The 12,983-nt window shown below is 72.0% G+C and carries 10 protein-coding genes; 9 read left to right on the forward strand and 1 reads right to left on the reverse strand.

Translation table 11 applies throughout. The features are described from left to right. Positions 1 to 267: 267 nt before the first annotated feature. The 8 genes from ACFY2B_RS25000 (at position 268) to ACFY2B_RS25035 (ending at position 10,510) form a co-directional block, all read left to right on the forward strand. Positions 268 to 1,650 carry a nitrate/nitrite transporter gene (locus ACFY2B_RS25000; protein WP_390765308.1) on the forward strand — a complete coding sequence of 461 codons (1,383 nt, stop codon included), beginning with the start codon at positions 268 to 270 and terminating at the stop codon, positions 1,648 to 1,650. Positions 1,651 to 1,792: 142 nt separating this feature from the next. Next, positions 1,793 to 2,959 carry a uroporphyrinogen-III synthase gene (locus ACFY2B_RS25005; protein ID WP_390765309.1) on the forward strand — a complete coding sequence of 389 codons (1,167 nt, stop codon included), beginning with the start codon at positions 1,793 to 1,795 and terminating at the stop codon, positions 2,957 to 2,959. A 312-nt stretch (positions 2,960 to 3,271) separates the two neighbouring features. Continuing rightward, positions 3,272 to 3,859, forward strand: a complete 588-nt coding sequence (locus ACFY2B_RS25010) for a CGNR zinc finger domain-containing protein (RefSeq protein ID WP_390765310.1) — start codon at positions 3,272 to 3,274, stop codon at positions 3,857 to 3,859. Between the two features lie 371 nt (positions 3,860 to 4,230). Beyond that, on the forward strand, positions 4,231 to 4,752 hold the full coding sequence (locus ACFY2B_RS25015; RefSeq protein ID WP_390765311.1) for a sigma-70 family RNA polymerase sigma factor: 522 nt from the start codon (positions 4,231 to 4,233) through the stop codon (positions 4,750 to 4,752). A gap of 47 nt (positions 4,753 to 4,799) precedes the next feature. Then, complete coding sequence (locus ACFY2B_RS25020; protein ID WP_390765312.1) at positions 4,800 to 5,573, forward strand: anti-sigma factor family protein; 774 nt, start codon at positions 4,800 to 4,802, stop codon at positions 5,571 to 5,573. Positions 5,574 to 5,667: 94 nt separating this feature from the next. Beyond that, the gene (locus ACFY2B_RS25025) at positions 5,668 to 8,097 is read left to right on the forward strand and encodes a HelD family protein (RefSeq protein ID WP_390765313.1); all 2,430 of its coding nucleotides are present in this window, start codon (positions 5,668 to 5,670) and stop codon (positions 8,095 to 8,097) included. A gap of 425 nt (positions 8,098 to 8,522) precedes the next feature. Next, positions 8,523 to 9,953 carry an NAD-dependent malic enzyme gene (locus ACFY2B_RS25030; RefSeq protein WP_390765314.1) on the forward strand — a complete coding sequence of 477 codons (1,431 nt, stop codon included), beginning with the start codon at positions 8,523 to 8,525 and terminating at the stop codon, positions 9,951 to 9,953. A 275-nt stretch (positions 9,954 to 10,228) separates the two neighbouring features. After that, positions 10,229 to 10,510, forward strand: coding sequence for an HU family DNA-binding protein (locus ACFY2B_RS25035; RefSeq protein WP_351736298.1), 282 nt, complete (start codon positions 10,229 to 10,231; stop codon positions 10,508 to 10,510). Positions 10,511 to 10,740: 230 nt separating this feature from the next. On the opposite strand, the gene murA is transcribed toward ACFY2B_RS25035, so the two are convergent. Continuing rightward, entirely contained in the window at positions 10,741 to 12,081 is a 1,341-nt protein-coding gene (gene murA / locus ACFY2B_RS25040) for a UDP-N-acetylglucosamine 1-carboxyvinyltransferase (protein ID WP_376523786.1), read from the reverse strand. A gap of 318 nt (positions 12,082 to 12,399) precedes the next feature. Here murA and ACFY2B_RS25045 point away from each other — a divergent pair, with 318 nt between their 5' ends. Continuing rightward, positions 12,400 to 12,972 carry a YqgE/AlgH family protein gene (locus tag ACFY2B_RS25045; RefSeq protein WP_390765315.1) on the forward strand — a complete coding sequence of 191 codons (573 nt, stop codon included), beginning with the start codon at positions 12,400 to 12,402 and terminating at the stop codon, positions 12,970 to 12,972. The last annotated feature ends 11 nt before the right edge of the window (positions 12,973 to 12,983 follow it).

Genomic DNA, 12,983 nt, shown 5'->3' on the forward strand with positions numbered 1-12,983 from the left:
TCCGGACGTGGGCAGGTGAGCCCAATCCGTTCGGACCCGGCCGCCGCCGGGGCCGCGGGGGACCTCTCAGCCGCCCTCCTCGCCGGGTGAGAGCAACGTTCCCGGGCGGTCACCCACGGCCACAGACCGGAAACGCACCCTTCCTACCTTCGGAAGTCATCACCCGCTCATCCCGCTCATCCCGCTCGTCACCCCGCTCACCGGCAAGTGGCGCCCGCAACGCCCGACCCCCGCAACCCCCCGATCCCCGGAGCACCTGGAGGCGCGATGACAGCCACTGGTACGGACCCCGCCCCGACCGGCAGGGGAGGCCGCTGGATCCAGGACTGGGATCCCGAGGACGAGACCTTCTGGACGACCACCGGCGAGCGGATCGCCCGGCGCAACCTGTTCTTCTCCGTGCTCAGCGAACACATCGGGTTCTCGATCTGGACCCTGTGGTCCGTCCTGGTGCTGTTCATGGGCCCGGAGTACGGCCTGACCCCGGCCGACAAGTTCCTGCTGACCTCGGTGGTCACCCTGGTCGGCGCCGTCGCCCGGGTGCCGTACACCTTCGCCGTCGCGGTCTTCGGCGGACGGAACTGGACGATCATCTCCGCCGGGCTGCTGCTGGTCCCGACGGTTGCCGCGTTCGCGGTGATGGAGCCCGGCACCTCCTTCGCCACCTTCCTGTGGATCGGCCTGCTGGCCGGCATCGGCGGCGGCAACTTCGCCTCCTCCATGACCAACATCAACGCCTTCTTCCCGATGCGGCAGAAGGGCTGGGCGCTCGGGCTCAACGCGGGCGGCGGCAACATCGGCGTGCCGGTCATCCAGCTCGTCGCGCTCGCGATCATCGGCGCCGGCGGCGGGCCGCGCGTCCTGCTCGGGATCTACATCCCGCTGATCGTCGTCGCCGCCGTACTCGCCGCCGTCTTCATGGACAACCTTGCCTCCGTGAAGAACGACACCGGCGCCGCCAGGGACGCCGCGAAGGAGGCGCACACCTGGATCATGTCCTTCCTGTACGTCGGCACGTTCGGGTCGTTCATCGGGTACAGCTTCGCCTTCGGGCAGGTGCTCACCACCGAGTTCGGCCGTACGCCGTTGCAGGCCGCGTACCTCACCTTCGTCGGGCCGCTGCTCGGCTCCCTCGTCCGGCCGCTCGGCGGGCGGCTCGCCGACCGGTACGGCGGCGCGCGGATCACCCTGTGGACCTACGGGGCCATGGCGGCGGCCACCGCCGTGCTCATCGTCGCGGGTCAGCAGCGGTCGTTGGCCCTGTTCACGGTCACGTTCGTCGTGCTGTTCGCGCTCACCGGGCTCGGCAACGGGTCGACCTACAAGATGATCCCCGGCATCTTCCAGGCCAAGGCACTGGCCGCCGGGCTGACCGGCGAGGCGGCCGTGCGGTACGGGCGGCGGCTCTCCGGGGCCTCGATGGGGCTGATCGGAGCGGTCGGCGCGCTCGGCGGGGTCGGCATCAACCTCGCCTTCCGGCAGTCCTTCCTCAGCTCCGGCACCGGCACCGGCGCGTTCGCCGCCTTCCTGGCCTGCTATACCGTCTGCTCCGTGGTCACCTGGGCCGTATACCTTCGCCGGCCGGCCGCCCCGGTCGCGGCCGAGACTGCCACCGAGGAGAAGCAGCAACTCAGCTATGCCGAGGTGTGACGTAACAATGGTGACATCGAGTCGATCCGAGCCTGTCACGCGTCGTTGACAAGCTCGGTCGGCAGGCGGGTGCCGCACCGCCGAAACAGCCGGACCGGCGCCTTCGCCTGCGGCACGACGAACCGAGCGCGGGACGAGAGCCATGGACGAGGCACAGCAGCGACCGGAACCCGGGCCCCCGGAGCACGGGCCCCTCGCGGGGTTCACCGTGGGCGTGACGGCCGCGCGCCGCGCCGACGAACTCGGGGCACTGCTCCAGCGGCGCGGTGCCGTCGTCGTGCACGCGCCCGCGCTGCGCATCGTGCCGCTCGCGGACGACGGCGAACTGCTCGCCGCCACCGAGGAGATCATCGACCGGGCGCCGGACGTCGTGGTGGCCACCACCGCCATCGGCTTCCGCGGCTGGATCGAGGCCGCCGACGGGTGGGGGCTCGGCGAGTCGCTGCTCGGGCGGTTGCGGGGCGTCGAGCTGCTGGCCCGCGGACCCAAGGTGAAGGGCGCCATCCGGGCCGCGGGGCTCACCGAGAAGTGGTCGCCGTCGAGCGAGTCGATGGCCGAGGTCCTGGACCGGCTGCTGGAGGAGGGCGTCGAGGGGCGCGTGGTCGCCGTGCAGTTGCACGGGGAGCCGCTGCCCGGCTTCGTGGAGGCGCTGCGGGCCGGGGGCGCGGAGGTGATCCCGGTGCCGGTGTACCGGTGGATGCCGCCCGAGGACATCGGCCCGGTGGACCGGCTGCTGGACGCGGCCCTCTCGCACGGGCTGGACGCGCTCACCTTCACCAGCGCGCCCGCCGCCGCGTCGCTGCTGTCCAGGGCGGAGGAACGGGGCCTCACGGGCGAGTTGCTCGACGCGCTCCACCACGCCGTGCTGCCGGCCTGTGTCGGGCCGGTGACCGCGCTGCCGTTGCAGGCGCTGGGGGTGGCCACGGTGCAGCCGGAACGCTTCCGGCTCGGGCCGCTCGTCCAGTTGCTGTGCCAGGAACTCCCCGGGCGCGCACAGGTGTTGCCGATCGCCGGCCACCGGGTGGAGATCCGGGGGCACGCGGTGCTGGTGGACGGGGACCTCAGGCCGGTGCCGCCGGCCGGGATGGCGCTGCTGCGGGCGTTGTCGCGGCGCCCGGGGTGGGTGGTCTCCCGGGCCGAACTGCTGCGCGTGCTGCCCGGTGCCGGGCGGGACGAGCACGCGGTGGAGACGGCGATGGCCCGGCTCCGCACCGCCCTGGGCACGCCCAGACTGATCCAGACCGTGGTCAAACGGGGCTACCGGCTGGCCCTGGACCCGTCGGCGGACACCAAGTACGGCGACGGGTGAGCCACCGATCATCCGCGCATATCGGCACATGCCCTTCAACGCCCTTCAATGCCATTGAATGCCATTGAATATCTCCGAATATTGCTGAGTGTTCGTCACGACCCCTGACGCGGCCCGCGTTCGCCCGCCCGCCCTCGTACGGGTGTCGCACAGGTGTCGCACCACCCCCCGCACCGGACCCCGCCCACGGCTTCGGCGGTGTGAGGGGTTCCGGTCGCGCGACTGGGCAGGCACTGTGGGAGAGGGAACGGTTTCCCCTGCCGCAAGCGAATCAGGGCCCTTCCAGCGAAGCGCAGAGGCGGTGACAGGCACATGGCACTGGGTACGGCCCCCAATGAGCTGCGGTTCCATGCCGGGCGGAGGTGCCTGGACCTCCTGGCCACCGCCCACCCGGAGGAACGGCTGGCCGCGGTAGAGCCGCTGCGGGCCTGGATCGTCGGGTCCGGTCTCGTCCCGCCCGGCACCCCGCTGGCCCACGCCGACGCCTCCTGGCTGCCGGGCTTCCGTGAACTGCGCTGGTTCATCGGGCAGTTGGTGCGGGGCGGGCTCGCCGGTGACGGACGGCCGTACGATCTCGCGCTGGCCCGGGTCAACGCGGTCGCGCAGGCCGCGCCCCCGGCACCGCGCGCGGTGCGCCGCCCGGACGGCACGCTCGTCCGGGAACTCGCCGGTCCGCCCGAGTGCGCGGCGCTGCTCGCGGCCCTCGCGCGGGACGCCGTGGACCTGCTCACCGACCCCGTGGCGCGGGCGGCCGTCCGGGAGTGCGAGGGCGACAACTGCCCCATCGTGTACCTGGACACCTCGCGCGGGCGGCGCAGGCGCTGGTGCTCCAGCGAGGTCTGCGGGAACCGGGAGCGGGTGGCCCGGCACCGCCGGCGAGCGGCGCTGGCCCGGGCCTGACCGCCCCGCCGGCCGACGTCCGGAGCGATGTCCACAGCGGCTGGAGTGATGTCCGCGACAGCCGGAGTGACGTCCGCAGCGGCTGGAGTCTGGAGTGATGTCCGCGACAGGCTGTTCGTCCGCGCCGCCGCACGGCCGGTTCCAACCCCGTCCGATGTATCGGAAATGCAAAGAATGCACGGGGGTAAAGTGTGCAGATGTCCCCTCGTCGCGGCGCTCCACGGAAAACCGCCGCTCCGGTTTGAACACACCCCACCCGGCATCCGTACCCGTGCACGAGCGACCGGCTGGGGGAACCCCCGGACATCGGAGGTGGCGTGCGCAAGGATCCCGTCGTGGCCAATGAGCGTGGATCGAGGCCCCGGCACCGCATGTCCCGATCCGCGGAGCCCGACGAGGAGCTGATGCGTGCTCTGTACCGCGAGCACGCCGGCCCCCTCCTCGCCTTCGTCCTCCGGCTGGTCGCCGGGGACCGGCAGCGCGCCGAGGACGTGGTGCAGGAGACGCTCATCCGTGCCTGGAAGAACGCCGGTCAGCTCAACCGGGCGACCGGATCGGTACGCCCCTGGCTGGTGACGGTCGCGCGTCGCATCGTCATCGACGGCCACCGCAGCCGGCAGGCCCGGCCGCAGGAGGTCGATCCGTCGCCGCTGGAGGCCATCCCCGCGGAGGACGAGATCGACAAGGCGCTGTGGCTGATGACACTGTCCGACGCGCTCGACGACCTGACCCCGGCGCACCGGGAGGTCCTGGTCGAGACCTACTTCAAGGGGCGTACCGTCAACGAGGCGGCCGAGACGCTCGGTATCCCCAGTGGCACGGTCCGTTCACGGGTGTTCTACGCCCTGCGGTCGATGAAGCTGGCGCTGGAGGAGCGGGGGGTGACGGCGTGACGAGCGGGTACGGAGGACGCGACGGATCCGGCACGGACGGTCCGGGCATGACTGGTCCCACGGCTCCCGGCCGGGGAACCCCGGCGACCGACGAGCACGAGACGGTCGGCGCCTACGCGCTCGGTATCCTCGACGACGCCGAGGCGACCGCCTTCGAGGCCCACCTCGCCGGGTGCGACCGGTGCGCGCGGCAGCTCGACGAACTCGCCGGGACGGAGCCCCTGCTGGCCGCGCTCGCGGACCTGCCGGGGGCCGGCACACCCGCGCTCGGGGAGTCGCCGTCCGCCGGGCCCAGCCCGCGGCTGGCGGAGAAACTGGCCGACGAGGTCTCCGAGCACCGCGCCCGGAAGCGGCGGCGCAGCCGCTACCTGGTCGCCGCGGCGGTCGCGCTGATCATCGGCGGTCCGCTGACGGTGCTGGCCGCCACCGGCGGCTCGGACGGCCCCGCGGTGGCCGCACCGCCCGCCAGGACCGCGTTCACGGCCATGCCGGACAAGGTCACGGCGACCGACCCGACGACGCACGTCACCGCGACGGTCGCGCTGGAGAAGAAACCCTGGGGTTCGGACACCGTCCTGCAACTGAAGAACGTCCCCGGACCGGAGAAGTGCGCGCTGGTCGCCGTCGGCAAGAACGGCGAACGCGAGACGGTGACCTCCTGGTCCGTGCCGGACTGGGGCTACGGCCTGCCGGGCGCCGACACCGACGCGGCGAAGAACCCCCTCTACGTCCGCGGCGGGGCGGCCCTGCAACCGGACCAGATCGACCACTTCGAGGTCATGACCTTCAGCGGCCGGAAACTCGTCCAGGTCGACGCGTGAGACCGTCCGGTGGGATCCCCCGGCCGGGCCGTAGCTTCCAGGGGCCCCCTTCGCGTACGGTTGACGGCTGCCCAGCACGTCAGAAGGGGGCCAGGTGGCCGCTCAGGCTCAGCAATCCGCGGTCGGGTCGGTGCACGATTCCGTACGTGACCGAGAGATCAGCGTCGAACAGGAACACCTCGACAGGGTGTACCAGCGCCTTGCGGAGAAGATCCACGAAGCCGAGTTCCTCATGGACGACGCGGCCCGGCGCGGCCAGGTCGGCACGCCCGGCGCGCTCGCCGAACGCGACGCGCAGGTCTTCCGGGCGGGCATCCACCTCAACCGGCTGAACAACGAGTTCGAGGACTTCCTGTTCGGCCGCATCGACCTGCTGCGCGGCAAGGACGGGAAGAAGGGACCCGACGGCGCCTACACCGCCGTGGAGCCCGCCGAGGGCGCGGTGCGCGCCGACAACACCGCCGACATCGCCGAGACCCTGCACATCGGGCGCATCGGCGTGCTCGACGCGGAGTACGCGCCGCTGGTCATCGACTGGCGGGCGCCCGCGGCGGCCCCGTTCTACCGCTCCACGCCGGTCGACCCCGGACGGGTCGTGCGCCGCCGCGTCATCCGGTCCAAGGGGCGCCGGGTGCTGGGCGTCGAGGACGACCTGATGCGCCCCGAGCTGACCGCCTACCTGGACGGCCGGCAACTGCCCGTGATCGGCGACGGCGCCCTGATGGCCGCCCTGAGCCAGGCCCGCGGCCACACCATGCGGGACATCGTCTCCTCCATCCAGGCCGAGCAGGACCTGGTCATCCGCGCCCCCGCCGGCTCGGTGACCTACGTCGAGGGCGGGCCGGGCACCGGCAAGACGGCCGTCGCGCTGCACCGGGCGGCCTACCTGCTCTACCAGGACCGGCGCCGCTACTCGGGTGGCATCCTGATCGTCTCGCCGACCCCGCTGCTGGTGGCCTACACCGAGGGCGTGCTGCCCTCGCTCGGCGAGGAGGGCCAGGTCGCCATCCGGGCGATCGGCTCGCTCGTCGACGGCGCCGAGGCCAGGCTGTACGACGCCCCGTCGGTGGCCCGTGCCAAGGGCTCGTACCGGATGCTGAAGGTGCTGCGCAAGGCCGCGCGCGGGGCGCTGGAGCTGGGGCCGGGCGGCGGCGCGGCACCCACCGCGGGACAGCTCGCCTTCGGTGAGGACGACGACACCGACGCCCCGCCGGTCCCGTCCGGCCCGCTCGACCGCCTCCGGGTCGTCGCCTTCGGCCGGCGCCTGGAGCTGACGGCCGCCGACCTCGACCACGTCCGCCGTACCGCCCTGGGCGGCACGGCCCCGGTGAACCTGCTGCGCCCGCGCGCCCGCAGGCTGCTGCTGGACGCCCTGTACGAGCAGTCCGGCGCCGTCGGACGGCACACCGACCCGGAGCTGGCCGCCGAGCTGCGCGCCTCCTTCGACGAGGACGTGGCGGGCGAGGACGCCTTCATCGCCTTCCTGGACGCGTGGTGGCCCGAGCTGACTCCGAAGGCCGTCCTCGACGCGATGGCCGACGAGCGCCGGCTCGGCCGCTGGGCCCGGCGCGTCCTCAACCCCGGCGAGATCCGCAAGGTGGCCCGCTCCCTGAAGCGGGACGGCTACTCCGTGCACGACATCGCCCTGCTCGACGAGTTGCAGGCGATCCTCGGGACCCCGGCCCGCCCCCGCAAGAAGCGCGACGTGGACCCGCTGGACCAGCTCACCGGCCTGGAGGAGCTGATGCCGGTGCGCGAGGAGTCGCAGCGCGAGCGGGCCGAGCGGCTGGCGCAGGAGCGCACCGAGTACGCGCACGTCATCGTCGACGAGGCGCAGGACGTCACGCCGTTGCAGTGGCGGATGATCGGCCGCCGCGGCCGGCACGCCAGCTGGACCGTCGTCGGCGACCCGGCGCAGTCCTCCTGGTCCGACCCGGACGAGGCGGCCGAGGCCCGCGACGAGGCGCTGGGCACCCGTGTGCCCGGCTCCCGCCAGCGCCCCGGCGGCGACGGCGGGACGGGCCGCTCCGCGCGCGCCCGCCGCTTCCGGCTCACCGTGAACTACCGCAACCCGGCCGAGATCGCCGACCTGGCCTCGAAGGTGCTGGCCCTCGCGATGCCGGGCTCCGAGTCCCCGACCGCGGTCCGCTCCACCGGGGTCCAGCCGCACTTCACGGTCGCCCGGGACTCCCTGGAGCAGACCGTGCGGGCGGCGGCCGAGCGGCTGCTCGGCCTGGTCGACGGCACGGTCGGCGTCGTCGTCGCGATGAACCGGCGCGCGGAGGCCGCGCGCTGGCTCGCCGGGCTCGGCGACCGGGTGGCGGCGCTCGGCAGCCTGGAGGCCAAGGGACTGGAGTACGACGCGACGGTCGTCGTCTCCCCGGCGGAGATCGCCGACGAGAGCCCGGCCGGCCTGCGGGTGCTGTACGTCGCCATGACCCGAGCGACCCAGCAGCTGACCGTCGTCTCCGCGGACCGCGACGAGCCGGACGCGGCCGGGGTGCCGGACCTGCTGCGGGACTGAACGCGGGATGAACTCTCGGGACGAACCAGGAGGGGTCGCCGCAAAGCGTCGTCATTGCGGGGTGGAGGCCGGGTGACGGGAAGGCAGTCGGGGATCCGTTTGTTAGCCTTGCTGTGACACCGGCTCGATCCAAGCCCCCGGGCCCAACCTTAGTCGCCACGAGCGACCACTTGCCGCGAGGCGAGCATGGCGGGTCGGTGTCATGAACGAAGAGAGAGGCCCACGTCGCTCGACGACGTGGGCCTCCCTCATTGCCCGCTCTCATTGCCCGACGTCCTCCCGTATGGTGGAAGCTGTTTTCCGAACTCGCAGCGCACCTGTGAACAAAACGTCCGTATTCCAGGGCGGCTGGCACGTACTCAGGGGTAGGTGCGACGATCGGACGGCACAACTTCGCGACACGGTGAAAGCAGAGGAAGTCGGCCATGGCAACGGCGCCCAGCGTCTCCTACTCGATGACCATCCGGCTGGAGGTGCCCGCGAGCGGAACCGCCGTCTCGCAGCTCACCACCGCGGTGGAGTCCTCCGGAGGCTCGGTGACCGGCCTCGACGTCACGGCCTCCGGCCACGAGAAGCTCCGTATCGACGTCACCATCGCCGCCACCTCCACCGCGCACGCCGACGAGATCGTGAAGAAGCTGCGCGGCATCGAGGGCGTCACGCTCGGCAAGGTCTCCGACCGTACGTTCCTCATGCACCTCGGCGGCAAGATCGAGATGCAGTCCAAGCACCCCATCCGCAACCGTGACGACCTGTCCATGGTCTACACGCCCGGCGTGGCCCGCGTGTGCATGGCGATCGCGGAGAACCCCGAGGACGCCCGCCGCCTCACCATCAAGCGCAACTCGGTTGCGGTCGTGACGGACGGCTCCGCCGTGCTGGGCCTCGGCAACATCGGCCCGAAGGCCGCGCTGCCCGTCATGGAGGGCAAGGCGGCCCTCTTCAAGCGCTTCGCCGGCATCGACGCCTGGCCGCTGTGCCTGGACACCCAGGACACCGACGCGATCGTCGAGATCGTCAAGGCGATCGCGCCCGGCTTCGCCGGCATCAACCTGGAGGACATCTCCGCGCCCCGCTGCTTCGAGATCGAGGCCCGGCTGCGCGAGGCCCTGGACATCCCCGTCTTCCACGACGACCAGCACGGCACCGCGATCGTCGTCCTCGCGGCCCTCACCAACGCGCTGCGCGTGGTGGGCAAGGCGATCGAGAACGTCCGGGTCGTCATGTCGGGGGCCGGCGCGGCGGGCACGGCCATTCTGAAGCTGCTGCGCGCGGCGGGCGTCAAGAACGCGGTCGTCGCCGACATCCACGGCGTGGTGCACGCCGGCCGCGAGGACCTGGTGGCCGCGTCCTCCGACTCGCCGCTGCGCTGGATCGCCGACAACACCAACCACGAGGGCCTCACCGGCACCCTCCAGGAGGCCGTGCGCGGCGCGGACGTCTTCATCGGCGTCTCGGCCCCGAACCTCCTCGACGGGGACGACGTGGCCGCCATGGCGGACGACGCGATCGTGTTCGCACTCGCGAATCCGGACCCCGAGGTCGACCCGGCAATCGCTCGTCAGACGGCCGCAGTTGTGGCCACCGGCCGGTCCGACTTCCCGAACCAGATCAACAACGTGCTGGTCTTCCCGGGCGTCTTCCGCGGTCTGCTGGACGCCCAGTCCCGCACCGTCAGCACGGACATGATGCTGGCCGCGGCGCAGGCACTGGCCGACGTGGTCACCGTGGACGAGCTGAACCCGAACTACATCGTTCCGAGCGTCTTCAACGACAAGGTCGCGGGCGCGGTGGCCGGCGCGGTCCGGGACGCCGCCAGGTCGGCAGCGGGAGCGGTGCAGAGCCTCGTACCGTAGTGTGCACAGGCGTGACGATCGACACGGCGGCCCCGCACCGGCGCGTCGCGGAACCTCCTGGCGCCGGGCGCCCTCTAGGGTGACGGCCGAGCAGGCGCTTTTCGTGTGACTCCCTAGGGTGTTCTCACGACGCCTACGGGTGCCGGATTGGCTTTCCCGCCGCAGGTGGGGGCAGGATGCGTCTCTGGGCGCGAGCGCATCGGCTTCGCTGTGCCTGATCTGCGGCTCCGCCGCGTGGCACGCCCCAACAGCAAGAAGAACACGGGAGTAACAACATGAATCGCAGTGAGCTGGTGGCCGCGCTGGCCGACCGCGCCGAAGTGACCCGCAAGGACGCCGACGCCGTGCTGGCCGCGTTCGCCGAGGTCGTCGGTGACGTCGTCTCCAAGGGCGACGAGAAGGTCACCATCCCCGGCTTCCTGACCTTCGAGCGCACCCACCGTGCTGCTCGCACCGCCCGCAACCCGCAGACCGGCGAGCCCATCAACATCCCCGCCGGTTACAGCGTGAAGGTCTCCGCGGGCAGCAAGCTCAAGGAATCGGCGAAGGGCAAGTAATCCCTGCCGTCCGTGCGCCACGGGACGCGTACGGCACGCAGTGACACGAGAGGGGCGGCCCCCGGACCGGGTGGCCGCCCCTCTCGTCGTATGCGCACGGACTGGTACGGACCTCTGGCGCTGGTACGGACCACTCGCCCGGGTCGGCCGAAAGCCGGCGTCAGCGCATGCCGACGCCGGCTGAGGGGCCCCCGGTCAGCCGAGGGGCCCCCGCCGTCCGCGCCCCCGTGTCAGCCGAGCGCCTTGCCGGGCAGCTCCACCTTGGCGCCCAGTCCCATGAGCTTCTCCATGAAGTTCTCGTAACCGCGGTTGATCAGGTCGATGCCGTGGACCCGGGAGGTGCCCTGCGCGGCCAGCGCGGCGATCAGATAGGAGAAGCCGCCCCGCAGGTCGGGGATGACCAGATCGGCGCCCTGGAGGCGGGTGGGGCCCGAGACGACCGCGGAGTGCAGGAAGTTGCGCTGGCCGAAGCGGCAGTCGGAGCCGCCGAGGCATTCGCGGTAGAGCTGGATGTGCGCACCCATCTGGTTGAGCGCGGAGGTGAAGCCCAGCCGGGACTCGTAGACCGTCTCGTGGACGATGGACAGGCCCGTGGCCTGGGTGAGGGCGACGACCAGCGGCTGCTGCCAGTCGGTCTGGAAGCCCGGGTGCACGTCCGTCTCCAGCGCGATGGACTTCAGCTGGCCGCCGGGGTGCCAGAAGCGGATGCCCTCGTCGTCGATCTCGAAGGCGCCGCCCACCTTCCGGTAGGTGTTCAGGAACGTCATCATCGAACGCTGCTGGGCGCCGCGGACGAAGATGTCGCCCTCGGTCGCCAGCGCCGCCGACGCCCAGGACGCGGCCTCCAGACGGTCCGGCAGCGCCCGGTGGGCGTAGCCGCCGAGTCTGTCCACGCCGGTGATGCGGATGGTGCGGTCGGTGTCCAGCGCGATGATGGCGCCCATCTTCTGCAGGACGCAGATCAGGTCCTCGATCTCCGGCTCGACGGCCGCGTTGGACAACTCCGTGACGCCCTCGGCGAGTACGGCCGTCAGCAGCACCTGCTCGGTCGTGCCGACCGACGGGTAGGGCAGCCGGATCTTCGTGCCGCGCAGCCCCTTGGGCGCCTCCAGGTACTGGCCGTCGGCGCGTTTCTCGATGACCGCGCCGAACTGCCGCAGCACGTCGAAGTGGAAGTCGATGGGCCGGCCGCCGATGTCGCAGCCGCCCAAGCCGGGGATGAACGCGTGCCCGAGCCGGTGCAGCAGCGGGCCGCAGAACAGGATCGGAATGCGCGAGGAGCCCGCGTGGGCGTCGATGTCGGCGACGTTCGCGCTTTCCACATGCGTGGGGTCCAGCACCAACTCGCCGGGTTCCTCACCCGGACGGACCGTCACCCCGTGCAACTGGAGCAATCCGCGGACGACCCGGACGTCCCGGATGTCCGGAACGTTGCGCAGCCTGCTCGGCCCGCTGCCCAGCAGGGCGGCGACCATGGCCTTCGGCACGAGGTTCTTCGCACCGCGGAGACGGATCTCGCCCTCCAGCGGGGTTCCGCCGTGGACAAGGAGGACATCGTCGGTGACGGTCATGTAACTCGCGTTCCGTGGAGTGGGGCAGGGCCAGGGGAGACAGACTAATCGCCGTACGCCCCCCTCCCGTAAGCCCGATGGGCACCCAGTCGCGTCATAGCTGTGTCACAACACGAACCGTCCCCCCGCGGGCACATGGGGTCACCGGCCGCGGCGGGCGGCCGGGCGGCGCCGCCGAGGCCCCGGCCGTCCCCGCCGTCACCCCGGAGAACGCCCTCACCAGGCCGCTCCTCGGCCCCGACGGTGATGCGCGTCCCATTCACTCGCCTACCCCGGTTGGCTCCCCACTCGGCGGGAAGATGCGGGATCATGTCTGGCATGACCGAGGTGTCCTCGCTCACAGGGCGGTTGCTCGTGGCAACACCCGCCCTGGCGGACCCGAACTTCGACCGCGCGGTGGTGCTCCTCCTCGACCACGACGAGGAGGGCTCGCTCGGTGTCGTCCTCAACCGTCCGACCCCCGTGGATGTGGGCGACATCCTGGAGGGCTGGGCCGCCCTCGCCGGCGAGCCCGGTGTGGTCTTCCAGGGCGGCCCGGTGTCGCTGGACTCGGCGCTCGGCGTCGCGGTCATCCCAGGTGGAAGCGGTGGCGAGCGCGCCCCGCTGGGCTGGCGCCGGGTGCACGGCGCGATCGGCCTCGTCGACCTGGAGGCCCCGCCCGAACTGCTCGCCTCGGCCCTCGGCTCGCTCAGGATCTTCGCCGGATACGCCGGCTGGGGGCCCGGCCAGTTGGAGGACGAGCTGGTGGAAGGCGCCTGGTACGTCGTGGAGTCCGAGCCGGGTGACGTCTCCTCGCCCTCCCCGGAGCGACTGTGGCGCGAGGTGCTGCGCCGTCAGCGCAGCGAACTGGCGATGGTGGCCACGTATCCGGACGACCCGTCTCTCAACTGATCCGGATGGCG

This window comes from Streptomyces sp. NPDC001270 (assembly GCF_042896695.1).
Lineage (GTDB): Bacteria > Actinomycetota > Actinomycetes > Streptomycetales > Streptomycetaceae > Streptomyces.